This is a genomic window from Flagellimonas oceani, assembly GCF_011068285.1.
Classification (GTDB): Bacteria; Bacteroidota; Bacteroidia; order Flavobacteriales; family Flavobacteriaceae; genus Flagellimonas; species Flagellimonas oceani.
In genome coordinates, this window is sequence record NZ_CP049616.1 from 222,053 (window position 1) to 247,754 (window position 25,702).

21 protein-coding genes are annotated in these 25,702 nt (G+C 43.2%); 7 read left to right on the top strand and 14 right to left on the bottom strand.

Features of this window, described 5'->3' with window-relative positions:
- Window positions 1-53: 53 nt before the first annotated feature.
- From GVT53_RS01020 to GVT53_RS01030, 3 genes are all read left to right on the top strand, one after another.
- A complete protein-coding gene (locus tag GVT53_RS01020; RefSeq protein ID WP_166247012.1) occupies window positions 54-1,775 on the top strand; it encodes an IlvD/Edd family dehydratase in 1,722 nt (573 codons plus the stop codon).
- A gap of 24 nt (window positions 1,776-1,799) precedes the next feature.
- The gene (locus GVT53_RS01025; RefSeq protein WP_166247013.1) at window positions 1,800-3,131 is read left to right on the top strand and encodes a GntP family permease; all 1,332 of its coding nucleotides are present in this window, start codon (window positions 1,800-1,802) and stop codon (window positions 3,129-3,131) included.
- Window positions 3,132-3,504: 373 nt separating this feature from the next.
- On the top strand, window positions 3,505-5,481 hold the full coding sequence (locus tag GVT53_RS01030; protein ID WP_166247014.1) for a BspA family leucine-rich repeat surface protein: 1,977 nt from the start codon (window positions 3,505-3,507) through the stop codon (window positions 5,479-5,481).
- A gap of 203 nt (window positions 5,482-5,684) precedes the next feature.
- On the opposite strand, the gene GVT53_RS01035 is transcribed toward GVT53_RS01030, so the two are convergent.
- The 6 genes from GVT53_RS01035 to tamL all read right to left on the bottom strand — a co-directional run bounded on the left by GVT53_RS01035 (window position 5,685) and on the right by tamL (window position 14,188).
- Window positions 5,685-6,548 (bottom strand): sigma-70 family RNA polymerase sigma factor, encoded by an 864-nt coding sequence (locus GVT53_RS01035; protein ID WP_100817395.1) that lies wholly within the window; start codon window positions 6,546-6,548, stop codon window positions 5,685-5,687.
- A gap of 158 nt (window positions 6,549-6,706) precedes the next feature.
- Window positions 6,707-8,941, bottom strand: a complete 2,235-nt coding sequence (locus GVT53_RS01040) for a polyribonucleotide nucleotidyltransferase (RefSeq protein ID WP_166247015.1) — start codon at window positions 8,939-8,941, stop codon at window positions 6,707-6,709.
- 214 nt (window positions 8,942-9,155) lie between these two features.
- On the bottom strand, window positions 9,156-9,425 hold the full coding sequence (gene rpsO / locus GVT53_RS01045; protein ID WP_163625172.1) for a 30S ribosomal protein S15: 270 nt from the start codon (window positions 9,423-9,425) through the stop codon (window positions 9,156-9,158).
- A gap of 166 nt (window positions 9,426-9,591) precedes the next feature.
- The gene (gene accD / locus GVT53_RS01050; RefSeq protein WP_166247016.1) at window positions 9,592-10,452 is read right to left on the bottom strand and encodes an acetyl-CoA carboxylase, carboxyltransferase subunit beta; all 861 of its coding nucleotides are present in this window, start codon (window positions 10,450-10,452) and stop codon (window positions 9,592-9,594) included.
- Between the two features lie 27 nt (window positions 10,453-10,479).
- On the bottom strand, window positions 10,480-11,547 hold the full coding sequence (fbaA, locus tag GVT53_RS01055) for a class II fructose-bisphosphate aldolase (RefSeq protein WP_166247017.1): 1,068 nt from the start codon (window positions 11,545-11,547) through the stop codon (window positions 10,480-10,482).
- A gap of 52 nt (window positions 11,548-11,599) precedes the next feature.
- Window positions 11,600-14,188, bottom strand: coding sequence for a translocation and assembly module lipoprotein TamL (gene tamL, locus GVT53_RS01060; RefSeq protein ID WP_166247018.1), 2,589 nt, complete (start codon window positions 14,186-14,188; stop codon window positions 11,600-11,602).
- Window positions 14,189-14,212: 24 nt separating this feature from the next.
- On the opposite strand from tamL, the gene GVT53_RS01065 reads away from it, so the two are divergent.
- Entirely contained in the window at window positions 14,213-14,932 is a 720-nt protein-coding gene (locus tag GVT53_RS01065; protein ID WP_166247019.1) for a TrmH family RNA methyltransferase, read from the top strand.
- Here the strand turns inward: GVT53_RS01065 and porT are convergent, their stop codons facing one another.
- Both porT and ubiE read right to left on the bottom strand, forming a co-directional pair.
- Window positions 14,933-15,631: a type IX secretion/gliding motility protein PorT/SprT gene (gene porT / locus GVT53_RS01070; RefSeq protein WP_166247020.1), complete on the bottom strand. Its 699-nt coding sequence runs from the start codon at window positions 15,629-15,631 to the stop codon at window positions 14,933-14,935.
- A 4-nt stretch (window positions 15,632-15,635) separates the two neighbouring features.
- Window positions 15,636-16,364, bottom strand: a complete 729-nt coding sequence (gene ubiE / locus GVT53_RS01075) for a bifunctional demethylmenaquinone methyltransferase/2-methoxy-6-polyprenyl-1,4-benzoquinol methylase UbiE (protein WP_166247021.1) — start codon at window positions 16,362-16,364, stop codon at window positions 15,636-15,638.
- 194 nt (window positions 16,365-16,558) lie between these two features.
- Here ubiE and trkA point away from each other — a divergent pair, with 194 nt between their 5' ends.
- Both trkA and GVT53_RS01085 read left to right on the top strand, forming a co-directional pair.
- Window positions 16,559-17,908, top strand: coding sequence for a Trk system potassium transporter TrkA (gene trkA / locus GVT53_RS01080; RefSeq protein WP_166247022.1), 1,350 nt, complete (start codon window positions 16,559-16,561; stop codon window positions 17,906-17,908).
- Window positions 17,908-19,398, top strand: coding sequence for a TrkH family potassium uptake protein (locus GVT53_RS01085; RefSeq protein WP_166247023.1), 1,491 nt, complete (start codon window positions 17,908-17,910; stop codon window positions 19,396-19,398). Before trkA ends, GVT53_RS01085 begins: the two co-directional genes overlap by 1 nt.
- Window positions 19,399-19,483: 85 nt before the next feature.
- Here the strand turns inward: GVT53_RS01085 and GVT53_RS01090 are convergent, their stop codons facing one another.
- Complete coding sequence (locus GVT53_RS01090) at window positions 19,484-20,671, bottom strand: pyridoxal phosphate-dependent aminotransferase (protein WP_166247024.1); 1,188 nt, start codon at window positions 20,669-20,671, stop codon at window positions 19,484-19,486.
- 14 nt (window positions 20,672-20,685) lie between these two features.
- Window positions 20,686-21,789 (bottom strand): fatty acid desaturase family protein, encoded by a 1,104-nt coding sequence (locus tag GVT53_RS01095; protein ID WP_166247025.1) that lies wholly within the window; start codon window positions 21,787-21,789, stop codon window positions 20,686-20,688.
- Window positions 21,790-21,903: 114 nt separating this feature from the next.
- Here GVT53_RS01095 and rsmG point away from each other — a divergent pair, with 114 nt between their 5' ends.
- A complete protein-coding gene (rsmG, locus tag GVT53_RS01100; RefSeq protein WP_166247026.1) occupies window positions 21,904-22,539 on the top strand; it encodes a 16S rRNA (guanine(527)-N(7))-methyltransferase RsmG in 636 nt (211 codons plus the stop codon).
- A gap of 1 nt (window position 22,540) precedes the next feature.
- On the opposite strand, the gene GVT53_RS21120 is transcribed toward rsmG, so the two are convergent.
- The 4 genes from GVT53_RS21120 to GVT53_RS01115 all read right to left on the bottom strand — a co-directional run bounded on the left by GVT53_RS21120 (window position 22,541) and on the right by GVT53_RS01115 (window position 25,669).
- Window positions 22,541-22,663, bottom strand: coding sequence for a hypothetical protein (locus tag GVT53_RS21120; RefSeq protein ID WP_258537771.1), 123 nt, complete (start codon window positions 22,661-22,663; stop codon window positions 22,541-22,543).
- Window positions 22,664-22,817: 154 nt separating this feature from the next.
- Complete coding sequence (locus GVT53_RS01105; protein WP_205791832.1) at window positions 22,818-23,855, bottom strand: DJ-1/PfpI family protein; 1,038 nt, start codon at window positions 23,853-23,855, stop codon at window positions 22,818-22,820.
- Between the two features lie 102 nt (window positions 23,856-23,957).
- Window positions 23,958-24,902 (bottom strand): GlxA family transcriptional regulator, encoded by a 945-nt coding sequence (locus GVT53_RS01110; protein ID WP_166247027.1) that lies wholly within the window; start codon window positions 24,900-24,902, stop codon window positions 23,958-23,960.
- Window positions 24,899-25,669, bottom strand: coding sequence for a creatininase family protein (locus GVT53_RS01115; RefSeq protein WP_166247028.1), 771 nt, complete (start codon window positions 25,667-25,669; stop codon window positions 24,899-24,901). Before GVT53_RS01115 ends, GVT53_RS01110 begins: the two co-directional genes overlap by 4 nt.
- Window positions 25,670-25,702 lie beyond the last annotated feature (33 nt).

A 25,702-nucleotide genomic window follows, 5' to 3' on the forward strand; every position in this document is an offset into this window, starting at 1 on the left:
AGACGGTAAATTTTATTATTTTCACCGCAATCGATTGCGTTTATCAAATTAAAATGAAAAAAAATAAAGAAGATCTAAGGAGCAAGGAATGGTTTGGCACCAATGACAAAATGGGTTTTGTACACCGTTCCTGGCTTCGGAACCAAGGGTATCCCAATGATATGTTCCAAGGAAAGCCAGTTATCGGTATCTGCAATACCTGGTCGGAACTCACCCCTTGTAACGGTCACTTGCGCGAGTTTGCGGAAATTGTAAAAAAGGGGGTGCTGGAAGCAGGTGGATTTCCACTAGAATTCCCGGTGATGTCCCTTGGCGAAACCATAATGAGGCCTACCACCATGCTTTTCAGAAATTTGGCAAGTATGGATGTCGAGGAATCCATCCGCGCAAACCCATTGGACGGCATCGTTTTGCTCACAGGATGTGATAAAACCACTCCTTCGACCATTATGGGAGCCTGTAGTGTGGACCTTCCCACCATTGTGGTGCCGGGCGGCCCTATGTTGAACGGAAAGTTTCGAGGGGGTGAAATCGGCTCAGGTTCCTTCAATTGGATGATCAAGGAAAAGCAGAAAAAGGACAATTTTACTGAGGAGGACTTTTTAGAGGCCGAAATATGCGCTGCACGAAGCGCAGGGCATTGCAACACTATGGGAACGGCATCTACCATGGCCACCATGGCAGAAGCCTTGGGCTTGACGTTGCCAGGAGCATCGGCAATCCCCGCAGTGGATGCCCGGAAAAAGGTAATGGCGCAACTTTCTGGAAGAAAAATTGTGGAAATGGTCAACCAAGACCTAAAGCTGTCCAAAATATTGACCCGGGAGGCTTTTGAAAATGCAATAGTAGTGAATGCGGCCGTTGGGGGTTCCACCAACTTGATTGTTCATTTACTGGCGATTGCCGGTAGGATAGGAGTTCCTTTGAAACTGGAAGATTTTGATGAGATTGGAAGTAAAATCCCGTTGCTGCTCAATTTGATGCCCTCCGGTAAACATTTGATGGAAGATTATTTTTATGCGGGCGGTCTTCCGGTGGTGTTAAAGGAATTGAAATCAAAATTGCATGAAACCATTACGGTCAACGGCAAGAGCCATCATGAGAATTGCGAAAAATCCATTTGCTACAATGAGGGGGTCATTGCAAAAATGGATGCCCCCTTTCAAAAGGATGCAGGAATTGCCGTTTTAAAAGGAAATCTATGTGAAAATGGAGCCGTTATAAAACCTTCTGCCGCAACTCCCGAATTAATGAAGCATCGAGGTAAAGCTGTCGTTTTTACCAGTATGGATGATTATCATGAACGGGTTGACGACCCAGATTTGGATATAGATGCAGATAGTGTGATCGTTCTTCAAAATGTGGGGCCCAAAGGCTACCCAGGCATGCCAGAGGTAGGTAATGTAGATCTCCCGGAAAAATTGATCATGCAGGGCGTGAAGGATATGGTCCGAATTTCCGATGGACGAATGAGCGGAACGGCATATGGTACCGTGGTGCTTCACGTATCGCCCGAGGCGGCCATCGGCGGCACCTTGGCTTTGGTTAAAAATGGAGATTACATCGAGCTTGATGTGGAAAATAGAAAATTGCATTTGGATGTAACGGACGAAGAACTCGCCAAAAGACGAGCAGCTTGGAAACCGCCCCAGCCCCATACGGATAGGGGTTACGTGAAAATTTACCTGAACCATGTGGAGCAAGCCGACAAGGGTGCGGATTTTGATATTTTGGTAGGTGGTTCTGGCAGTGAAGTAAAAGGAGATTTGCACTGATCATCATAATCTAAACAACCAACCATGTTAGTAGTCTATCTTTTATTGAGCATTGCCCTTATCATCGGTTTGGTCAATTATTTGCGGCTCCACCCATTTTTGGCACTTTTTATGGTGGCCATTTTTTTTGGTTTAGCTGCTGGGATGGACTATCAAATTATTTTACAGACCATAAACGATGGGTTTGGTGGCACACTGGGCAAGATAGGACTGGTCATCATTTTTGGGGTGATTATTGGGGCTTTTTTGGAGAATACAGGTGGTGCCTATGCGCTGGCCGAAGCGGTTCTTAAAGTTGTGGGAAAGAAGCGGGTGCCTACGGCCATGGGAATTTTAGGGTACTTTGTTTCTATTCCCGTTTTTGCCGATAGTGGTTTCATCTTGTTATCCCCGTTAAACAAAAGTCTATCCAAAAAGGCAGGAATCAGTTTGGCAGGTTCGGCCATTGCACTGGCCATGGGTCTTACCATTGCCCATAATCTGGTGCCTCCAACTCCCGGACCCATAGCAGCGGCAGGTATTCTAAACGCTGATTTGGGGCTGGTATTGGCTTTGGCCATTCCAGTGAGCATTGTTGCACTCATTATGGCATTGTTATTTGCGACCAAGTTTGCAGCGCGTACCTATATTGACCCAAATCCGGATATTTCTCAGGAGGATATAGATCTCCGGATGAAAACAGCACCTTCGGCGTTTAAAGCTTCTTTGCCGATTTTGGTTCCCATTGTTTTGATTATGATGAATTCTAGGTTACGGTTGATTCCCTCAGAGGAAATTGCCTCTTGGCAGTCGTTTCTGCTTTTCTTGGGTGAACCCGTCATTGCCTTGGTCATTGGAATGTTTCTGGCATTTGCCTTGCCCAAAAAATTGAATAGGGAATTGATTTCAACGGATGGATGGGTCGGCAAGGCCTTAAAGGATTCCGCAAATATTTTATTGATTACGGGAGCAGGGGGTGTTTTTGGAAAAATGCTTCAAAATTCGGGTATAGCTAGCGTAATGGGTGATGCATTGAGCGACTTGAACCTTAGTTTTTTTCTACCCTTTTTGATTGCTTCAGCCATAAAATTGGCTCAAGGTTCTTCCACTGTGGCATTGATAACAGCAGCTTCCATAGTATTTCCCATGATGGGAAGCCTTGGATTCGTAACGGAAATGGACAAGGCGTTATTGGTAATCTCAATAGGAGCAGGGTCTATGGTGGTCTCTCATGCCAATGATAGTTTTTTTTGGGTAGTGACCCAAATGAGCGGAATGAACATTGCCAAAGGCTATAAACTCCACAGTTTGGGAACTTTGGTGATTGGCTTAACTTCCATAATTTCTGTATTCATCATAAATCTATTTGTAAACTAACGGTATGAAATTATGGCTGAGTTTGAGGAAAAAAATGAATTAATTCGAAGCAGGACAATTTCTTCAATCTTATACCTTTGAAATCCATATTACCTAGGATTTATAGCGTACTTACTAATATTGTTGGATAAATTTAAAGTGATGAATGCAATTACACGGTAAACATCATAATGGTAAATTCACATCTGTATTTTTTTATCTGTTACCTAAAGATATCTTTTAGCTTCATTTACTTAAGCAACTGAAGAAGAAACTAGTCAGTTCATTTTTTGCCCATTCGTCAACTCAAACCACCCATCCATCAATTGACGGTGAATAAATAGGTGGATTATTGTAATATTATCCTGTTTACGAATCACTTACACCTACTCAAATGAATGCTACTATTTTTCAAAGAGGTGCTTTTCCACTCTGTATTGCGATAATATTTTGGTCTTGCGGCAAAGACAATGACCCGCAGCTTCCAAGTGAGATCAACCATGCTCCTGTAATGGAAGAGCAGAGTTTCACAGTATCCGAGAGCTTAGCATCCAATGATGTAATAGGTAAAATAAAGGCGGATGATGAAGATGGGGATTCCCTTACATACAATATTATCTCCAATGATAAAAGCCTCTTCGAAATAACAGGGTCTGGAACTTTGAGCCTGGCTCAAGGTAAGACTCTTGATTTTGAAACCAAAACGCTACATTCTATAATTGTTGGTGTTACCGATAAAAAGAAAAGTACTGAAGCTGAAATTACAATTCAGGTAACCAATAGTAATGACCTTGTTCCCGAGTTTGCACAGGAATCATATGAATTTGAAGTAAATGAAGATATAGTTGAGACTTTCATCATAGGTCAGGCGGTTGCCTTTGATGCTGATAATGATGGTCTTACATATAAAATTGAGGAGAATGACAATACTCTTTTCACCATTGATGAAAGTTCGGGTGAAATACGGTTAAATGAGGGGCAAAATCTCGATTTTGAGACTACTCAGGAACATGTAATTATGATTAGTGTAAGTGATGGGAGTTACAGTGGTATGGTACCTGTCACAATTATAGTTAAAAATGTCATCGATTCTTTAGCCGAGTATTCGGATACCTTTATTACCTCTTGGCAGGTTACCAAAGGAATGACCTTGGCCATTGGTGTTGACCCTAATTACGAGTATGATTTTACAATAGATTGGGGCGATGGTACTCTTGAAGACAAAAGTTTTAATAATAAAACTTCCGTTGACCACACTTATGACAATGAAGGAGTTTTTACGGTAGCCATCCAAGGTAGTTTTCCTGCACTTAACATGTCCAATAGTACAAATATTGGTCGTTTAAGCCTTATTGGAATTGAGCAATGGGGAAATATCGAATGGAAAACGATGGAAACTACCTTTTTTGCATGCGAGAATATGGAATATAATGCAACGGATTCCCCAAACCTATCCAATGTAACCAGTATGCTCGGAATGTTTAATGACTGTAAAAAATTCAATGGAGCTATTGGTGATTGGAAAACTTCCAGTATAACCCTAATGAAGGACACGTTTAGAGGGGCAACTACTTTTAATCAGGATATTGGAACTTGGGAAACAATTAATGTCACAACTATGTCAGGAATGTTTGCTGATTCTGAATTCAACCAAGATATTGGAGGTTGGGATACCGATAATGTTACTAATATGGATTATATGTTTTCTGGTGCAAGTTTATTCAATCAGGACATAGGTGGATGGAATACTGAAAATGTAACATCTATGATAGCGATGTTCCAGCATGCAATCTCTTTTGACAAGGATATTGGAAGTTGGGTTACCGAAAATGTGGTGAATATGAATGCAATGTTTTTCGGGGCTACTTCCTTTAATCAAAATATCGGTAACTGGAATACGGTTAACGTGACCAATATGAATGGAATGTTTTCAAATGCTACTTTATTCAATCAAAGTATTGGGGCATGGGATACTAGCTCTGTGGTATCTATGCTCAGTATGTTTCAGAATGCTGTTTCTTTTAATCAAAATATTGCCAATTGGGATGTTAGCAATGTTATCTCCATGTATCTAATGTTCAGTAATGCTACGTCATTTGACCAAAACTTAGGCAGTTGGAATATTCAAAATATTGGTGGATTGGGTCTAAGCTTTATCTCTTCGGGAATGTCTCCTCAAAATTATAGTGCAACATTGTTAGGTTGGGCAACTCTTGATCAAGGAGAACTAAGTATACCACAAAACATCATTTTAAGAGCACAGGGTCTTAATTTTTGTAATGGAACTGATGGGGAATTAGCAAGAAATACTCTTATTGATACACATAATTGGACTATTTACGATGAAGAAGGAGTAGATTGCCAACTCTAACAGATGGAGGTCAAAAGCTTCTTTTCAAAAATATTCAAGAACCTTTTAAACGAAAAAAACTCCGGTAATCAGCCGGAGTTTATTCATCAATCAAAAAACGAACAGTCATGATAAACTGTTATATCTTACTAAATTACAACTTTCCTGCCAAAAATCAAATTTAAGGATAGTTTAACTGTAATTTCTAGGGTGATTTTTACACTTTATCCCAAATATGTCTTTAAAATCTTACTTCTGGAGGTGTGCTTTAACCTTCGGATTGCCTTTTCCTTGATTTGACGAACCCTTTCTCGGGTAAGATCAAAAGTTTCGCCGATTTCTTCCAAGGTCATGGAATGTTGTCCCGCCAAACCAAAGTAAAGCCTGATAACATCAGCTTCACGAGGGGTAAGGGTTTCCAATGCACGTTCAATTTCGGTACGAAGTGAATCGTGCAAAAGTTCCTTGTCCGGGTTAGGGGACTCACCACTGCGCAATACATCGTACAGGTTGGAATCCTCGCCATCGATCAAGGGTGCGTCCATGGATACGTGGCGACCTGAGTTTTTCAAGGATTGCTTCACATCTTCCACCGTCATGTCCAATTCTTTGGCAATTTCCTCTGCGGATGGTGGACGCTCGTGCGCTTGCTCCAAGAAAGCAAATGTTTTGTTGATCTTGTTGATGGAACCGATCTTGTTCAATGGCAAACGAACAATACGGGACTGCTCTGCCAAGGCTTGTAGAATGGATTGACGAATCCACCAAACGGCGTAGGAAATAAATTTAAATCCACGGGTCTCATCAAAACGCTGTGCTGCCTTGATCAGCCCCAAGTTTCCTTCATTGATCAAATCAGGAAGTGTCAACCCTTGGTTTTGGTACTGTTTAGCCACAGAAACCACGAACCTAAGGTTGGCTTTAGTTAATTTTTCAAGAGCTACCTGATCTCCCGCTTTGATTCGCTGTGCCAACTCTACTTCCTCATCGGCGGTAATCAAATCCACCTTGCCGATTTCCTGCAAATACTTGTCCAACGATGCGGTTTCCCTGTTGGTAACCTGTTTTGTAATCTTTAACTGTCTCATCTAAAAATCCCTTCAAATTAAATTTGTGAACCGGAGCTCAATAGGTTATACGCTCAAAAAGCATAAAAGGTTACATTTTGATTACATTTTTTTTTAAAAATAAAACCCCGGGGTGTTTCCCCGGGGTCATTTTATAGTCTACTAGGATTGTTCTAAAACTAATCCCTTCTTGGCTTTCTATCTCGGTTGCCGCCTCTGCGGTCGCCACCACCTCTACGATCACCACGGTCACCGCCTCTATCGTTGCGCGGTGGACGCTCTTGGTATCCTTCAGGTTTGGGCAACAAGGCTTTTCTTGATACCTTTTCCTTTTTGGTCCTTGGATCAAGACCGAAGTATTTTACATCAAAAACATCGCCCATGTTTACCACATCGGACACGTTTTCGGTGCGTTCCCATGCCAATTCGGATACGTGGAGCAATACTTCGTTCCCTGGGGCTTCGGTATATTCTACCACAGCGCCAAAGTCAAGCATCTTGATGACCTTCACTTCATAAACACTTCCAACCTCAGGTTTGAACATCAACGAATCGATTTTTGCCAATACGGCATCGATACCATTCTGATCTGTACCCAGGATTTCCACAATACCTTCTTCGGTATCAGGGTCCTCATTGATTACAATGGTAGTCTTGGTTGTTTTTTGAAGTTCTTGGATCACCTCGCCACCTTTACCGATCAATGCTCCAATATATTCCCCAGGAATAACTCTGGTAACGATTTTTGGTGCGTAAGACTTCACTTCTGGTCTAGGAGCTTCAATGGTCTCAGTAAGTTTGCCCAAAATGTGCAATCTGCCATCTTTGGCTTGCATTAAAGCTTTCACCAAGATTTCGTATGAAAGTCCTTTTACCTTAATGTCCATTTGGCAAGCTGTGATACCATCTGCAGTACCGGTCACCTTAAAGTCCATGTCTCCCAAGTGATCTTCATCACCTAAGATGTCGGATAGTACGGCGTATTTGCCAGTTTCCATATCGGTAATCAATCCCATGGCGATACCGGAAACAGGCTTTTTCAACTGAACACCAGCATCCATCAATGCCATAGTTCCGGAACATACCGTAGCCATGGAAGAAGATCCATTGGACTCCAACACTTCGGAAACGACACGAACTGTATATGGACAATCGGCAGGAATCATTCCTTTAAGGGCACGTTGTGCCAAGTTACCGTGTCCTACCTCTCTACGGGATGTACCACGAATAGGTCGTGCTTCACCAGTGGAGAAAGGAGGGAAGTTATAATGCAGATAGAATGTTTCCTCACCTTCAAAAGATGGCATATCTATTTGATTGGCCTCTCTGGAAGTACCCAAGGTAACGGTTGCCAATGCCTGTGTTTCACCACGGGTAAAAATGGCAGAACCATGTACGGATGGCAAATAATCCACCTCGCACCAGATGGGACGGATGTCGGTAGTCTTACGACCGTCCAAACGAAGTCCTTCCTCTAGCGTAAGGTTTCTGACCGCCTCTTTTTCGGCCTTGTAGAAGTATTTGGAAACCAAATCTCCAAACTCCTCCAGTTCCTCTTCTGTAAAAGTGGCCTTCACTTCTTCTTTAATGGCATCAAAGGCAGCACTGCGCTCATGTTTGGACGAACCAGCTTTTGCTACGGCATACACTTTATCATACGTAAGATCGTATACCTTCTTTTCAAGATCGGCATCTTCGTTTTCCGGCTCGTATTCACGAACTTCTTTTTTTCCGAATGCTTCGGCCAATTTTTCCTGCGCTGCACATTGTACCTTAATGGCCTCGTGTGCAAATTTGATGGCTTCTACCATTTCCTCTTCGGAAATTTCATCCATTTCACCTTCTACCATCATCACAGAATCCGCAGAGGCACCAATGATCATGTCTATGTCGGACTCATCAAGTTGAGCTCTGGTCGGGTTGATGACGAATTCACCATTTACCCTACCAACACGAACTTCTGAAATGGCACATTCGAACGGAAAGTCCGAAAGTTGAATGGCAGCAGAAGCAGCCAATCCGGCCATAGCGTCGGGCATCACATCTTCGTCGTGCGACATCAACTGAATCATTACCTGTGTTTCAGAATGATAATCTTTTGGGAACAATGGGCGAAGTACCCTATCCACCAAACGCATGGTCAATACTTCGCCATCACTGGGTCTGGCCTCTCTTTTAAAGAAACCTCCAGGGTAACGTCCTGCAGCAGCAAATTTTTCGCGGTAATCTACGGTAAGTGGCAAAAAGTCCACGTCCGAAGCTTTGTAATTGGAGACAACCGTACACAATAGCATACACTTGCCAGATTGGACAACAACAGAGCCATGGGCCTGCTTTGCCAGTTTTCCGGTTTCGATAGAAATCTCTCTACCGTCACCGAGGTCTATGACCTCTTTGAATGTCTTTGGAATCATAAAATTAATCTTACCTAACCCCTAGGGTCAGGCTGTTAAACTTTGGTCTACCGCCATCCGGGCGGTCGGGTTGTGTTGTTGTTGTGTGTGCCTTGGGCACTTGACCAATGAAAAACTATTTTGTAGCTTTTTGTGTTTGCCCGGTTGCCCGGGACTTTTTGTTGAAACAAATTCAACTAAAACAAAGGGGAAGCCGTAGCCTCCCCTTGTGTTTTTATTTTCTAATACCTAATTCCTTGATCAAGGTACGGTATTTTGCAATATCTTTTTTCTTTAGATAATCCAAAAGACTACGTCTTTTACCTACCAACGCTACCAAAGAACGCTCGGTGTTGTAATCTTTGTGGTTTCTCTTAAGGTGTTCTGTCAAATGGTTGATACGGTGCGTGAACAAAGCGATTTGTCCTTCCGTAGAACCGGTGTTGCTCTCAGAGCCGCCGTGTTTCTTGAAAATCTCGGCCTTTACTTCTTTTGTTAAATACATTCCAATATTATTTAAATGATTTTTATGTATTGATTGACCCTCAATCAGCGTGCAAAGATATGCTTTTATTTGAAATCAAAAGACTTATTGAAAATAAACTTTGGATGCGGTTATCCTGATTAATTTTCTACGGTAAAGCAAAAAAGCCCCGAATCCGGGGCTTTTTTTAATTTCTTACAGGTTGATTGGTAATCAAATCGATATACAGATTGATTTTCTTTTTCAAATCCCTGCGGTGGGTAATGAAATCCAAAAACCCATGTTCTTTCAAGAACTCGGAAGTTTGGAAACCATCCGGAAGGTCTTTTCCTGTAGTATCCTTTACAACCCTTGGTCCTGCAAAACCGATAAGTGCTCCTGGTTCCGCAATGTTGATGTCTCCCAACATGGCATAAGAGGCTGTTGTTCCTCCGGTAGTTGGGTCGGTACACAATGAAATGTAAGGTATTTTTGCATCGGCCAATTGGGCCAGCTTGGCTGATGTTTTCGCCAACTGCATCAAAGATAGTGCGGCTTCCATCATACGGGCTCCCCCGGATTTGGAGATCATCACAAATGGAATCTTCTTTCTTTTGGCAACATCTATCGCGCGTGAAATTTTTTCACCTACCACACTTCCCATCGATCCTCCGATAAAAGCAAAATCCATACAGGCCACAACAATATCCTTGCCCTCGGATTTTCCCACGGCTGTTCGAACAGCGTCTTTTAATCCTGTTTTTTGCTGGGCTGCTTTTAAACGATCGGAATATTTTTTGGTATCCTCGAACTTCAAAGGGTCCTTGGCGGTCATTTTTGTGTCAAGCTCACGGAACTTGTTGTCATCAAAAAGAATCTCAAAATATTCTTTGCTTCCTATTCGTACGTGATAATCATCTTCTGGACTTACATAAAAGTTTTTGGCCAGATCTTCGGCCTCGACAATCTTACCGGTAGGGGATTTGTACCAAAGTCCCTTGGGGGTGTCCTTTTTTTCCTCCGTGGCGGTCTGTATTCCTTTTTCCTTTCTTTTAAACCAAGACGACATGCAATCAATATTTAGTTAGACAAAGGCTTACAAAGTGTTTACGTTGTTCAGGTCCTCGAATGCCTTTTTAAGACGGGCAATAAAGGTTTTTTCCCCTTCTCGAAGCCATACACGTGGATCGTAGTGTTTTTTGTTGGGTTGGTCATCACCATCAGGATTACCGATCTGCGCTTGAAGGTAATCCCTCTTTCCTTGGATATAATCGCGAACACCTTCCAAGAATGCGTATTGCAAATCGGTATCGATGTTCATTTTGATTACGCCGTAACCGATGGCTTCCCTGATCTCTTCCACAGTGGAACCGGAACCTCCGTGAAATACAAAATCGATATGGTTGTGCTCCACTCCGTATTTTTCGGTGATGAACTCTTGGGAGTTCTTTAGGATTTTTGGAGTCAGTTTTACGTTTCCTGGCTTGTAAACACCGTGTACGTTACCGAATGCGGCGGCAATGGTGAATCTTGGGCTTACTTTGGAAAGTTCTTCGTAAGCGTAGGCCACTTCTTCTGGTTGGGTGTACAATTTGGAATCGTCCACATCGGTATTGTCCACACCGTCTTCTTCACCTCCGGTAATTCCCAACTCTATTTCCAAGGTCATATCCATTTTGCTCATGCGCTCAAGATATTTCTTGCAGGTTTCAATGTTTTCTTCGATCGGCTCTTCGGAAAGGTCGATCATGTGCGAACTGAACAATGATTTGCCAGTTTCTTTATAATGTTTTTCGCTGGCGTCCAAAAGCCCATCGATCCAAGGCAATAATTTTTTGGCGCAGTGGTCGGTGTGAAGGATTACGGTGGCACCGTAAGCTTCGGCCAATTGATGTACGTGTTTTGCTCCGGCTACTCCTCCCAGAATTGCGGCTTTTTGGTCTTCGTTGGATAATCCTTTACCTGCGTTGAACTGGGCACCTCCGTTAGAGAATTGGATGATAACGGGAGAGTTCAATGTGGCAGCGGTTTCCATAACGGCGTTGATGCTATCGGAACCGATCACATTTACCGCAGGGAGTGCGTATCCGTTTTCTTTTGCGTGGTTGAAAATTGCCTGTACTTCATCACCGGTAGCGACACCGGGCTTGATATTGTGGGACATAGTTATATTGGTTTCGAATTAAATAGGGAACAAAAGTAATAAATTATTTGCTCTAGAAAGGATAATTGATCCCGATGTTGAAGACGGCCTGTTTGAAGTTGTAGCCGTCGAACCATCTGTCGGAACCAACTTTGGCAGGATTATAGGCCTTGAACCCCACATCCAACCTAAAAACAAAATAGGTAAAATCGTATCGTAGGCCTACCCCGGTGCCCAGCGCAATGTCGCCCAAGGAGGAGAGCCCTGTAAAGACTGCATCGGGATTGGTTTCACTGTCAAAAACATTCCAAATATTGCCGGCGTCCGCAAATAATGCTCCTTTTACATCACCTGCGATCGGAAACCTGTATTCTAGGTTCATGGCGAGTTTTAGGTTGGCTTCGTTAAAGTCGTTGATGTTGTCCGTGCTTCCCGGTCCAAGCTCGTATGCGTTCCATGCACGGTTATCGTTGGAGCCCCCTGCAAAATAACTGCGAACAAAGGGTATGTTGTCCGAATTGCCATATGGGACGGCCAGACCGGAGAAACTCCTAAAGGCGATTACTTGCGAACCTCCAATTTCCCAGTGCCTAATATAATCGAACTCGGTTTTTACATATTGGGAATAGGGAACGCTGAACACCAGATGTTGACCGTTGGGGTTTTTATTGAAGGGTATTATGTTGGTAAGAAGCGAAAGCATGGCCCCTGCACTTTCTACTTTTATACGGTACTGATAAAAATCGAGGTCGTTTATGCCCGATTTACTGTTTTTGGTGTGGGTGAAATTGGTTGCGAAGATAAGGTTGTTCTCCGTTAACCTTCTGCGCCTTTCCTCGATGCTGTTCACCAACTCCTTGTCGTCTGGGCTTACAGGAATGGAATCGTTCAATATATTGCGAACAAAATCATTTGCCCCGGTCGGAATGTCCAATACCGGCTCGTCATCCTCATTTTCCAATGGTCTAAAGTATTGCGCATATTGGGGGTCGTCCTGAAAATTGTCGGCAACCCTGTTCAGGTTGGAAAACGTATTTCTATAAACGTTGTAAAAGTTATCCGGATTTACGTTTCTTACAAATTCCACGTTGAGCAGCTCAATGTTATTTTTTAACCGTTCCGAAGGTGACCAGTTAAAGGATAGCATGGAGTTTAAGGATTGTTTGTCCAAACCTATGTTTTTCTGAAAGTTGGTACCTGCGGAAAGCCTGGTCTGCGGCAACATGTAATATGGGATTATATTTTCTGTATTGAACGGGAGCCAAATCCGCGGGAAAATAATATTTACATCCCCGCCCAACTCTGAAGTAAACGTTTCGTTGGACAACGAAGCGTCGCTCAACAAACCAACGGACCCCCTTGCCGAGACGTTCAAGGTCTCTGCGCCTCCAAAAACGTTCCTTGTGATCACCGAAGCGCTAAAGGCCGTTCCCACTTGTTGAATGTTTGAGTGGGTAATGTCAAAATTCAGATTAAGGGAATATTTCGGCTTGGCCGCCAAATAAATGTTTGTTTCCAGTTGTGTTTGGGTGGAATCAGGCAAAAACTCTATGTTGGGATACTTGAACGTATTAAGGTTGGTAATCTGCCTGTAGCTGCGTATTCGGTCCAAATCGCGGTAAACACTGTCCTTTTCAAAGAAAATGGCATCGGTGAGCGCCTTTGGCCTGTACCTGAGCTTTCCGCTGTAGTAGATATTGTAGTTCTCGTGCTGCAGACTTTTTAGGGAATCTGTGTTTCCATTGATATCGTAATCCGCATAAATGTTGATTTCCTTGTGCCGTGCCACTTTATAGGGCATGTTGGTATCGGTACTGTCATTTGTGCTTCGAAATTTTTTGATGTTCAGTTCAACATCCATCAACTGATCGTCCGAAGCAAGTGTGGTATCCCTGAGAATACTGTAGTTGATCGAGCTTTCCTGAAAGTTATATACGCCCGAATTCCTAAAAAGGGCGGTGAGGCGCTCCCGTTCCAAGGTAAAATTGCTCAAATCGAATTGTTGCCCTTGCCTTACGAAACTCCATCTTACCGATTGATTATAAATGGAATCCAGTTCCGGAGAGGTGATGTTTTTTTGTATCGTATCTACAATGTAGGGCTTGTTCAAGGTTACGCGGTACTCTATTTCCGCCTTTTTTGCTTTTTTGCCCTGGACAATCTCATACTCCCCGGTATTGTTAAAGTATCCCTTGGTATTGTAGTAGGAACGGAGCCTGTCTATGGATTTATTGGTTTTTGCCGTATCAATTATGGCAGGAGGCTCTCCGATTCTTTTTAGGAATTCGCTGTAACCTTTCACCAAAAAAGATTCCCGTAATCTGTTCACCTGTTTTTCGGATAGCAGATTGTTCAGTCGTTTTTCCCTTTTCTCCTTTCGGTTTAACCAGTCTTGAAAAGAGGAATCGGGATTTTCCTTGGCCAGATTGTAAAGATTCAATTTTAAGGGATAGCCAAGTACGCTGCTATTGGGTTTTTGGCTGATCAGGCCTTTGATTTCACTGCTTGCGACTTTCTCCCCATCTACCAAAATGGTGTTCTTGGTGAGCAATAATTCATCCTCCCCGACCTTTTTTAAGGTATTGCAGCCAAAAATACCGAGCAAAAGCAACAATAATCCTATTTTTGCCCAGTTGCCCCTTACACCAAAATAACCACTCATAGAAGCCAAAAATACACGATTTAGATGGTTACAAAAAACCAAATCAAACTAGTTGTTAGCCTAAAGCAAAAAAAGTACCGATCTCAACATCGGCTATTTGTTGTAGAGGGTGAAAAGTTGGTCAATGAATTGCTTGGAGCAGGATTGAGGCCCTATCAAATTTTTGTGTCAGATACCAATTTGCTCGAAGAATTCGACCAGGCCGAGCTGGTTGCCGCCAAAACGCTTAAGCAAATGAGCAGCTTGACACATCCTAGTGGCGTACTCGCTGTTTTTAATATGATGGCTCCCGAAGAGGGGCATACTGCGGATTGGACCTTGGTATTGGATGCCGTTAGGGACCCGGGCAATCTGGGAACCATCATCCGGCTTTGTGATTGGTTCGGGATAGAACGATTGGTGTGCTCTAAAGATACCGTGGACTGTTATAACCCTAAAGTGTTACAGGCCACTATGGGCTCCATTGCAAGGGTGGGTATTGTATATACTGATTTGGAGTCTTTCTTGAGTGAAACAGATGTACCGGTGTACGGTGCTTACATGGACGGCGAACCGGTCTATGGTTCCAACCTACCTGAAAAAGGGATTTTGGTAATGGGCAACGAGGCCAATGGCGTTTCTTCCGAGGTGGGGAAATTCATCACGCATAAAATTACCATTCCCCAATTTGGTGCCACTACGGCGGAAAGCTTGAATGTGGCCACGGCCACCGCAATCCTTCTGAACGAAATTCGTAGAAGGTAGTTATTCAAAAGTAAAATTGATGAAGATTCCGCGCGTTCGCATGGCAGCGATATTTCCCGTCCAAGGGCTGTTGGGGTCGGCGTCGGGCACCAACTCGTCCGTAAGGGCAAAAACGCCTCTGATGGACGGAGTGAACTTAAAATATTCGGTGTAGAAATCAATCCCAAAACCAACTTCGTACCCGTACACATTTTGTTTCATCCTAAATTGCCCACTACTATTGTCGTCCAGACTATCTTCGTTGCTCCCTAAATTGATGGAGGTATACACACCGCCAACTATAAATGGTCTCCAGTTTCCGATTCTTCGGGTGCTTGCCTTGAGCAGTAAGGGGAATCGAATGTAGGTGGAGCGGACCTCGCGAAGCGCGTCGTTCTCGGTGGTGAACCCAGGGAAGCCCAAAGTCCTTGCCGTATAGAGCAGACCTGGCTCAAAACGGGCGTCCAAAAATTCGTTTATTCTAAGCTCTCCTATCAGGCCAACGTTGAACCCAAGGCTTTTATCGACCAATATATCCTGACCAATATCATCCTTGTACTCAAATTGAAAATCATATTGGTTGAACCCAAGGTAATATCCCCAGTTCAAAAATTTCTTGTCCTCGTTCTGAAGGTTGAGGATGGGGTCACTTCCAAATTGGGCAACGGCCGATTGGTTCGATACTATGATAAGTCCAAATAGGATCAGGAGATTTTTCATCAATCTATTTTGAAGCAACATAAATGGATGCTACACCCATTGTCTGTGGTTTGTTCTCTATTCCTATAAACCCAATTTTCTTCAAAATATTGTTGAAAGCCTCTCCATGAGGAAAAACTGAGGCCGATTCGCTCAAATATTTGTAAGCGGACCTATCTTTTGAAAATAAATTGCCAATCGAGGGCAGTACATATTTGGTGTAGATTTGATAACCTTGTTTAAACGGTGTCTTTGTGGGGACCGAGGTTTCTAAAACAACAAAATGACCTTCGGGCTTCAGGACCCTGTAGATTTCTTCCAGTCCTTTTTCCAGATTTTCAAAATTACGTACACCAAAGGCAACCGTGATAGCATCGAAAGAATTATCCTCAAAAGGAAGATTTTCGCTATCGCCAACGACCATTTCGATAGTGTTCTGTAAATTCTTGTGGGCCACTTTCTTCTTTCCGACTTCCAACATTCCGGGAGAAAGGTCGAGGCCAACAATGTTTTTTGCCCCTGTGTTTGCCATGGCGATGGCGAGATCTCCGGTGCCGGTAGCTATATCGAGAATGGAATCGGGGGATTTCTCCTTTAAAAAAGCCACTATTTTCTTGCGCCATTTAATATCTGTTCCAAAGGAAATAACACGGTTGAGCCCATCGTAGTTTCCCGAAATGTTATCGAACATTTGCTTTACTTGCTCCTTTTTGCCGAGCTCAGATTCTTTGTAAGGTTTTACCTTTTCCGACATAGCTTTTATTTGCTGGCAAATATACAACTTAGGTTAGGGGATGCGGACAAAAATATTTGTGTAATTTTGCCCTCCAAAGGGATTTATTTTCCGTATTTGGTTAAAAGTATGGAGTTTACGTATAGCATACCATTCTTAGTATCGGTTGCAGCGTGCAAACCGAAATTTTTTAAGAACACATCCTATTCTATTCAATGAGAATAATTATTGCAGGTGCTGGTGAAGTCGGGTTTCATTTGGCAAAACTATTGTCCTACGAAGCACAGGAAATCACGTTGATCGATACCGATAAGGAACGACTGTCCTATGCGGATACCCATTTGGATATACGCGTGCTGCGAGGGGATGCCACATCGATACAAGTGCTACAGGATGCCGATGTCGACGGCTCCGACCTGGTGATAGGGGTTACCGCTTCGGAGACCACCAATCTAACCCTTTGTGTGCTGGCAAAACAATTGGGGTGCAAGCGTACCATGGCCCGGATTTCGAACACGGAGTTCATGGACAACAGGGAACTGATCAAGTTTGAACAGTTGGGAATCGATGAACTGATTTCCCCCGAGCGGCTTGCCGCCACCGAAATACAGTTAATGCTGAACCAGTCCGCCTTTAACGACACCTATCAGTTTGAAGAAGGATTGTTGACCATGTTCGGTGTCATACTTCCCAAAACCGCACCTTTTGTGGGCAAGATGGTGAAGGAAGCAGCACGGATTTTTCCCGAACTCAACTTTATGCCCATTGCATTGCAACGAAAAGGCACCCAGTTTACCTTGATTCCTAGGGGTGATACTGTTTTTAAAGAAGGTGACCAAGTGTATTTTATTACATCGGATAAAGGAGTTGAAGAACTCTACAAGCTCTCGGGAATGCAAAAGCAGGAGATTAAAAATGTGATGATTCTCGGAGGAAGCAAGGTCGGGTACAAAACGGCCCGTGACCTTTGCAACAAAAAATTCAACGTAAAGCTTATCGAGAAAAATAAGGAAAAGGCCTTTGATATCGCCGACGAATTGCCACATGCACTTGTCATCAATGGGGATGGGCGAAATGTAGAGCTGTTGGAAGAGGAGAGTCTGGAGTCCATGGATGCGTTTATCGCGGTAACGGGCAATTCCGAGACCAACATTATGTCGTGTTTGGTGGCCAAGAACAAGAAAATCAAAAAGACGATTGCCTTGGTGGAGAACATGGATTATTTCCAGTTGTCACATTCCATTGGTGTGGATACGCTCATCAATAAAAAACTGCTTGCGGCTAACAGCATATTCCGATATATCCGAAAAGGGGAGGTGCTCGCACTCACCCGTCTGAACAATTTAAATGCCGAGATCTTGGAGTTCGAGGTGAAGGCGTCGTCGTTGGTGAACGGTGAGATTATCCGAGAGCTCAATTTTCCTAGGGAAGCGAGCATAGGCGGTGTTATCCGCAATGGAGAAGGAATCATTGCGTTGGGTGATTTTAGGATTGCCGAAGGCGATAAAGTGGTGGTCTGTTGTCTGCCCAAAGCCATACCACGGATAGAAAAGCTGTTCCTCTAATGAAGCTCAATACACGTATCATCATCCATATCATGGGGCTTTTGTTGCTTTGCAATGGTTCCTTTATGCTCTTGGCGGCATTGGCCAGCGGCATTTATAAAGATGGCGCCACCATGGACATCATGTTGTCCGCCATTGTAACCATGCTTTTTGGGATGATGGCCATGTTCTATACAAGGGGGCATAAAAAGGAGGTCAAAAAGAAGGAAGGATATATCGTGGTGACCTTCGGCTGGATAGTGATGTCCATTTCAGGAATGTTGCCCTATCTTTTTTCAGGTTCCATTCCATCCATTACAGATGCTTTTTTTGAAACCATGTCCGGTTACACCACAACAGGAGCATCCATATTGGACGATATAGAAGCGCTTCCCGAAGGTATTTTGCTATGGCGAAGCCTTACCCATTGGATCGGGGGAATGGGAATCATTGTTTTGGCCATTGCCATTTTACCACTTTTAGGTATTGGGGGCATGCAGTTGTTCAGTGCCGAAGCGCCAGGCCCCGGCGGGGACAAGCTCCACCCTAGGATTACGGATACGGCAAAGAGGCTTTGGCTCATTTATTTTGGGTACACGGTCTTGGAAACCCTGCTGCTAAAATTTGCGGGGATGTCCTTTTTTGATGCCATAAACCATGCCTTGGCCACGATGTCCACTGGAGGGTTCTCCACTAAAAATGCCAGTTTGGCCTATTGGAACGATTCTCCAATAATCCAATACATCATCATTGTTTTTATGTTTTTGGCGGGAAGCAACTTTGTACTCAGTTATTTTGCACTGACCGGCAGAGTGAAGCGTGTTTTTCAAGATGAAGAATTCAAATACTATTTTGGGTTTGTGGCCATCTTTACCATTTTGGCAACGCTGGGCGTTTATTTTAAAGCGGATGTCCCTGTATCGGATTTCCATCCTATGGTTTGGGGCAAGGCGGAAAGTGCCTTTAGGCATACCTTGTTCCAAGTGATAGCTGTGATCACCACAACGGGCTTTGTTTCGGCCGACTTTACTTCGTGGACCCATTTCTTGACCGTTTTCTTTTTCGGTTTGATGTTTCTAGGAGGTTCCGCAGGTTCAACGGCAGGTGGAATCAAGGTGATGCGGCATTTATTGATTATCAAGAACGGTATCCTGGAATTTAAACGTACACTGCACCCCAATGCGGTGATTCCTGTTCGCTACAATCAAAAAACCGTTACGGAGCACATCGTATACAATGTGGTGGCGTTCTTTGTCCTCTACATGTTGCTGTTTATTATCGGCTCTTTGGTGCTTGGTTTTCTAGGGTTGGATTTTGTTTCCGCGGTAGGTGGTTCAGCTTCATCGCTGGGGAACGTTGGGCCCGCTTTGGGCAGTTTGAACCCGGTTAGCAATTATAATAGTCTTCCAGCGGCAGGAAAATGGTGGTGTGCCTTTTTAATGCTTTTAGGGCGTTTGGAACTGTTCACCGTTTTGATTGTGCTTACCCCATACTTCTGGAAAAAGACCTAATAAAAAAACCTCTCAAAGTAGACTTCAAGAGGTTTCTAATTTATTATGAATAGCTGAACTTGCTTCAGCATATCCTGTTTTTATATTAAAGTACAGCCTTTATTCTTGAAATGGCTTCTTTTAGTTCTTTTTCTGATGCAGCGTAAGAAATACGGATGCAGTTCGGGTTTCCGAATGCTTCACCGGTCACTGTGGCCACATTCGCATGTTCCAATAGGTACAGTGAAAAATCCGATGCATTGTTGATGGTGACGCCCTTTAAGGTCTTTCCAAAGAAAGCTGATATATCGGGGAATACATAAAACGCACCCTCGGGAACGTTGAGGTTAAATCCTTCTATTTCACCCAAAAGATCTAGAACAAGGTCCCTTCTTTCGTGGAACTTGTCGATCATAAATTGGATTTTGCTCACGGGGGCGTCCAATGCCGTGATAACGGCACGTTGGGCAATGGCGTTGGCGCCACTGGTTACCTGACCTTGCAATTTAGTGCATCCCTTGGCAATCCATTCCGGGGCGCCAATGTAACCGATACGCCATCCGGTCATGGCAAATGCCTTGGATACACCGTTCACGGTTACTGTTCTTTCGTACATACCATCAATACCTGCGATACTTGTATGGCCGCCTTCTGTAAAGTTGATGTGCTCATAGATTTCGTCGGAAACAATATAGATGTCAGGATGTTTTTTCAATACCTCTGCCAAACCTTCCAACTCTTCCTTACTGTAAACGGAGCCACTGGGATTACAGGGAGAACTGAACCAAAGCATTCTTGTTTTTGGAGTAATGGCGGCTTCCAGCTGTTCTGGCGTCATTTTAAAATCGGTGTCGATTTGGGTAAGCACCTCTACGGGAACACCCTCGGCCAATTTTACAATGTCGCTATAGCTTACCCAATAGGGCGCTGGCAATATAACTTCGTCCCCTGGGTTTAGGACCACCATGGCCACATTAAAGAGCGATTGCTTTGCCCCTGTGGAAACCACAATTTGGTTTGCACCGTAATCCAGGTTGTTATCCCTTTTGAATTTATTGGAAATTGCCGTCTTTAGCTCAGCGTAACCATCAACAGGGGTGTAGCTGCTATAATTTTCGTCAATTGCCTGCTTAGCGGCATCCTTGATAAAATCTGGAATATTGAAGTCGGGTTCCCCCAAGCTCAGACCGATGATATCCTTTCCTTCATTTCGTAATTCCCGTGCTTTGGCTGCCATGGCCAAAGTTGCTGACGTGGACATGTTCTTGATCCTGTCAGATAGATGGTTGCTCATTGATGCTTCGTTTTTTACTGATATTGGAGTGCTGGCTTTTTGCCCAGTTCCTTTAAGTGTTTGAAGTGCGAAATTATGGCTTTTCTTGTAGTTTTATATTCGTGGTACGGTAAATTGAACTCCTGAGCGGTCTGTTTCACAATTTTGGAAATATTTGTGTAATGGATGTGACTGATGTTCGGGAAGATATGGTGCTCCACCTGATGGTTCAATCCGCCGGTAAACCAGTTTACTATTCTGTTTTTGGTGCCAAAATTTACCGTGGTGAACAACTGGTGAATGGCCCATGTGTTTTTCATGTTTCCAGCTTCATCCGGAAGAGGGGTTTCCGCGTGGTCCACAATGTGGGCCAACTGGAATACTACACTTAGAATCACACCGGCAACGTAGTGCATAATAAAGAATCCAAGCAATACTTGCCACCATGCGATATCGACAAAAACCATTGGGAGTACAATCCAGATGGTCAAATAAATCACTTTTGTGATCACCAAAGTACTCCAGTTGATTACCGGGTTGGGAAGTTTTCCGTAGCTCAACTTCCTCTTCATGTAACGGTACATCTGCTGGAAATCCGTGGTAATGGCCCAGTTAAAGGTCAACAATCCATAAAGGAAAATAGAGTAGTAGTGCTGAAATTTATGGTGCTTTCTCCACTCGGCATGTTTGGAGAATCTTAAAACGCGTCCGGCTTCCATATCCTCGTCATGTTCGTGGATGTTGGTATAGGTATGGTGCAGTACATTGTGCTGTACTTGCCAGTTGTAAACATTACCGGCCAAAATGTAGATGCTGCTCCCCATCAACTTGTTCACCCATTTTTTGTTGGAATATGCGCCGTGGTTTCCATCGTGCATAACGTTCATTCCAACTCCGGCCATTCCTACGCCCATTGTTATGGAAAGTAGCAAGTAGCCCCAAAAAGGGAGGTCAAGGGTCAACATTAAAAAGTAGGGGGTCAAAAAAATGGCAAACATCACAATGGTTTTCAAGTGAAGTTTCCAGTTCCCGGTTTTCTTAAGGTCGTTTTCTTTGAAGTATTCGTTTACTCTCTTGTTCAGTGTTCTGAAAAACTGTGCTGAATCTCTTCTTGAAAACCGGACGGTATTCTTATCCATAAAAAAATATTTTTACAAAGGTAACTAAAAAGCTTTTTTAGAGTTACAACCTTTTGTTAGAACGGTGTTAAGGTCTATAAAAGTATTAATTTTGTCAAAATTAACTTCTATCCTATGAAAGCGGAGCTCATCTTTAAATATTTTACGACGCTCAACCAAGAACAGAAAGAACAGTTTGCCAAATTGGAAGGGTTGTACCAGGACTGGAACCAAAAGATAAATGTGGTTTCCAGAAAGGATATTGATGAGCTGTACCTTCGACATGTGTTGCATTCGTTGGGGATTGCCAGGGTTCAATCCTTTAACGAGGGGTCGGAAATTTTGGATGTCGGAACCGGAGGCGGCTTTCCGGGTATTCCGTTGGCCATCATGTTCCCAAACGTGAAATTTACCCTTGTGGATGCCATCGGAAAAAAAATAAAGGTGGTCAACGAAGTGATAGAGGGACTGGGTTTGGAAAATATTGAGACCCATCATTCAAGGGTCGAGGAAATTCCCGGACAATTTGATTTTATTGTCAGTAGGGCCGTGGCAGCAATGCCAACATTTGTACATTGGACCAAGGGGAAGGTTAAAAAAGAATCCGCCCATCAGCGAAAAAATGGCATACTTTACCTGAAGGGCGGAGACCTTACGGAAGAGCTGAAGGGTTACGAAACCGTTCAGACCTTCGATTTAAACGAATATTTTGAGGAGGATTTCTTTGATACCAAAAAAGTGGTGTACTTACCTCAGAAGTATAAAGGATAGCTTAAATGCTGTACATCCTTTTATATACCAACCTACATTTTCGGGCATAATCCTTGGCGTATAGCCATAATTGCTGATATTTTTTGATCATCAATTTCCCCCATCCATTACTTCTAACTGTCATAACTAATTGATTTAAGGTAAACAAAGATAAATATATTACGTTTAGTTTACAATTAGTTAACGTTAAATTTACATTTAAATTATGCTTTGATAGATTATTTTATTGTTAGTCATTTGAAAAAAGGATGTTAAAGAGGGTTTTTGTAAAGTTCGGTCTAATCCAATTTATCGAATGTTTTGCCATTTTGCTCTAACCGATAACCTGTTATCGCTCCCGATGCATTCCTTAAGAAATACACATATTCACTGTCTACATCCGAGAAAACATCGTCGTTTTCATGGTAAATGGGATAAAACAGATGGTCGATTTCAACTTCTAGATTCCCTTGGTGCTTGTTGTATCTTAATTTGAATGTTGTATCATTTTTGTATTGATAAACGCCCTCAAAATCCTGAAAAAATCCTTCCTGTTTTGTATTGGCATATGGATTCGATTCCGATAAGAGGAGCCCGTTGCCCATGTTCCAGTTGTCATATTCCATATAATAAGCGGTTCTTTTGGCTGCGTTTATGCCCTGTAATTTGGCAACGATATGCAGGGCACCGTCGATTCCGGCCGAAATCCCTGCCGTGGTGATTACCTCACCGTTGTCCACATATCTAACATTTTTACGTACATCCACTTCGGGGTAGTTCGTTTCCAGATCGGAAAGAGCGTTGTGGAATGTTGTGGCTACTTTTCCATTAAGTATGCCCGCTTCGGCCAATACAAATGCACCGGTACAGACCGAGAAATGGTACTCAATATCCTCTTGTTTTTTTACCCATGCAATTACCTCTTCGTTTTGGGAAGCGGCCTGCGAATTCCCTCCAAAAAAGGCCAATATATCCGCTTTTGGAGCATCCTTTATACTATAGTCGGGAACCACGGTTAAAATGCCTTGCGATTTAATGGGGTCTTTGGTGGCCGATACGGTAAAAACCCGATATCCGGCATAACTGAATACTTCCATAGGTCCTGCAAAGTCCAATACTTCCACCCCATCTTGAAGGTAGAAGGCAATGGTTTTGGATGTTCCTTTCTGTATCAGCGGCATATTGCAATGCTCGCAGACCCCGGGAGCATCATGGGTAACGTTGTCACATTCACTGTTGCAGGGCGGACATATGTATTCGGTGTTGGATTCTTTGGTGCTTTGGGCCATGGTCGTTACGGAGATAAAGCAAATTACTAAACGTGCTAACTGTTTCATTTTTTTAGACTGATGATTTCTTCAAAATTAGAAAGTTCGCTATCGACCTGAAAGGACAATTATGCTCAGTTTTGAGACACCTACGCACCTAATTTTTGGAACTTACCTCTGGTGCTTTTTTAATAACGCCCTTAATTGGTTGCTGCTTTTAAGTCCGCAGGCCTGTGCTGCGGCGCTTATCTTGGAGCCATTGGAAAGTAGCTGTGTTGCACGCTCCGTACGCAATTGGTCCAAATAATCTCCAATTGTAATTCCAGTAGTGTTTTTAAACAGGCGGGTAAGGTTCCTGCGGCTCATATGAACCGTTTCGGCGAGGGTTTCTACCTTGACTTTTTCTTCGAGATGCTGTGACAGCAAATCCTGGACCATGTGGATTCTATTGTCCAAATGATTCCTGTAACGCAGGTAAATGCTTAACTGTGGATCTTTTGGGGTGCGTCGCGAATAAATCACTACTTCTTTTGCAATTTTAGAGGCAAAAACGGGTCCCAAGAGTTCTTCTATTATATAAAGGGCCAAATCTATACCGGATGAGACGCCGGCACTCGAGTAGATGTTTCCATCTTTTACGATCAATCGATCGCTTAGGACTTTGGTCCTTGGGAATCTATTCTTAAAATCTTCAATGTACTTCCAATGCGTAGTGCATTCTTTTTCATCTAAAACACCAGCCATTCCCATAAGGTAAGCCCCTGTGCAGACCGAACAGATTTTGACGCCGGTTTTATTTTGGGTTTTGAGCCATTCAAAGAACAGGGAGTGCTTCTGTTTGAATTGTTCGGACAACAATAAATGGGATTCCAAACCCGGAATAAACAAAAGATCTTCTTTGTTTAATCGGTAGCGCTCAAAGAATTCTAAATTGCCCATGGATATACCTGCGCTGGATGATTGTTGTAAATTTTTGTCCAAACTCAAATAATGGACATCGATGTCGGCTCCATATTCTTTCGCTTCATAAAACAGTTGAGCAGGACCGGCAAAATCCAAAAGTTGTACCTCTGGGGGAATCAAAAAGAAGACTCGGAACTTGGTTTTGTAGTTCATTTTTTTTGATAAAGGTCATCGATGTCGGTGATGGAGATATCAACAAGTAGCTTTCCCATTTTGGCACACACCAAATTGAAGAATGTTTCACCTTTTTCTTTGGTCGCCTTGCTGGGGTCGCCAACCCCTGTATCTTGGGTCACTTTGGACCAAGGCCGTTCGGTCCATGCCCAGCCTTCGGAAAAGGCGTTGATTTTGTTTTTGAGTTCTTTGCCTTCTCCCCAATCTTCTTTTGGAAGTACCAGGTTGGGCGTTAAATGCAGGATAAGGCTGGTCTCCATTTCATCGGCATGGTCGCCCGGTTTTTCAAATACGCCCGAATCATTGCCAAGTTTGAACCAGTTGGTAACACAAAGGAACATTTCAGGGAAAAGAAGCCCGAGTTCCCTGATGATGGCCTTCCAATTATTGCCTCCATGGCTGTTCAATATCATAAACTTTTTTATGCCCTGTCGATCCAATACAGTAATCAAATCCTTCAAGATGGCAAATTGCGTGCTGGGATTCAGGTTCATGTCCAAGTAAATGTCCGATTGTCCCGTGTTCACTCCAAAGGGTATGTTTGGCAATACAATTACTTTGCTCCCTTGTTCCCATGCAATTCTCGCCGATTCCTCTGCTATAGAAGTTCCTTCAATCACATCGGTGGCATAGGGTAAGTGGTAATTGTGGGCTTCAGTGGCGCCCCAAGGTAGAATAGCAAGGTCAAAAGATTCATCCTTTAGGTGTTTCCAATTGGTTTCTGCCAAAATATAGGGTCTGGGCATGTCAAAAAAGGGTTAGGTTAACAAAAAAGGCCG

What these genes read in the sequence shown, in the direction of transcription:
- GVT53_RS01020 (WP_166247012.1), top strand. Translation starts at nt 54, where the DNA reads ATGAAAAAAAATAAAGAAGATCTAAGGAGCAAGGAATGGTTTGGCACC.
- GVT53_RS01025 (WP_166247013.1), top strand. Translation starts at nt 1,800, where the DNA reads ATGTTAGTAGTCTATCTTTTATTGAGCATTGCCCTTATCATCGGTTTG.
- GVT53_RS01030 (WP_166247014.1), top strand. Translation starts at nt 3,505, where the DNA reads ATGAATGCTACTATTTTTCAAAGAGGTGCTTTTCCACTCTGTATTGCG.
- GVT53_RS01035 (WP_100817395.1), bottom strand. Translation starts at nt 6,548, where the DNA reads ATGAGACAGTTAAAGATTACAAAACAGGTTACCAACAGGGAAACCGCA.
- GVT53_RS01040 (WP_166247015.1), bottom strand. Translation starts at nt 8,941, where the DNA reads ATGATTCCAAAGACATTCAAAGAGGTCATAGACCTCGGTGACGGTAGA.
- rpsO (WP_163625172.1), bottom strand. Translation starts at nt 9,425, where the DNA reads ATGTATTTAACAAAAGAAGTAAAGGCCGAGATTTTCAAGAAACACGGC.
- accD (WP_166247016.1), bottom strand. Translation starts at nt 10,452, where the DNA reads ATGTCGTCTTGGTTTAAAAGAAAGGAAAAAGGAATACAGACCGCCACG.
- fbaA (WP_166247017.1), bottom strand. Translation starts at nt 11,547, where the DNA reads ATGTCCCACAATATCAAGCCCGGTGTCGCTACCGGTGATGAAGTACAG.
- tamL (WP_166247018.1), bottom strand. Translation starts at nt 14,188, where the DNA reads ATGAGTGGTTATTTTGGTGTAAGGGGCAACTGGGCAAAAATAGGATTA.
- GVT53_RS01065 (WP_166247019.1), top strand. Translation starts at nt 14,213, where the DNA reads ATGGTTACAAAAAACCAAATCAAACTAGTTGTTAGCCTAAAGCAAAAA.
- porT (WP_166247020.1), bottom strand. Translation starts at nt 15,631, where the DNA reads ATGAAAAATCTCCTGATCCTATTTGGACTTATCATAGTATCGAACCAA.
- ubiE (WP_166247021.1), bottom strand. Translation starts at nt 16,364, where the DNA reads ATGTCGGAAAAGGTAAAACCTTACAAAGAATCTGAGCTCGGCAAAAAG.
- trkA (WP_166247022.1), top strand. Translation starts at nt 16,559, where the DNA reads ATGAGAATAATTATTGCAGGTGCTGGTGAAGTCGGGTTTCATTTGGCA.
- GVT53_RS01085 (WP_166247023.1), top strand. Translation starts at nt 17,908, where the DNA reads ATGAAGCTCAATACACGTATCATCATCCATATCATGGGGCTTTTGTTG.
- GVT53_RS01090 (WP_166247024.1), bottom strand. Translation starts at nt 20,671, where the DNA reads ATGAGCAACCATCTATCTGACAGGATCAAGAACATGTCCACGTCAGCA.
- GVT53_RS01095 (WP_166247025.1), bottom strand. Translation starts at nt 21,789, where the DNA reads ATGGATAAGAATACCGTCCGGTTTTCAAGAAGAGATTCAGCACAGTTT.
- rsmG (WP_166247026.1), top strand. Translation starts at nt 21,904, where the DNA reads ATGAAAGCGGAGCTCATCTTTAAATATTTTACGACGCTCAACCAAGAA.
- GVT53_RS21120 (WP_258537771.1), bottom strand. Translation starts at nt 22,663, where the DNA reads ATGACAGTTAGAAGTAATGGATGGGGGAAATTGATGATCAAAAAATAT.
- GVT53_RS01105 (WP_205791832.1), bottom strand. Translation starts at nt 23,855, where the DNA reads ATGAAACAGTTAGCACGTTTAGTAATTTGCTTTATCTCCGTAACGACC.
- GVT53_RS01110 (WP_166247027.1), bottom strand. Translation starts at nt 24,902, where the DNA reads ATGAACTACAAAACCAAGTTCCGAGTCTTCTTTTTGATTCCCCCAGAG.
- GVT53_RS01115 (WP_166247028.1), bottom strand. Translation starts at nt 25,669, where the DNA reads ATGCCCAGACCCTATATTTTGGCAGAAACCAATTGGAAACACCTAAAG.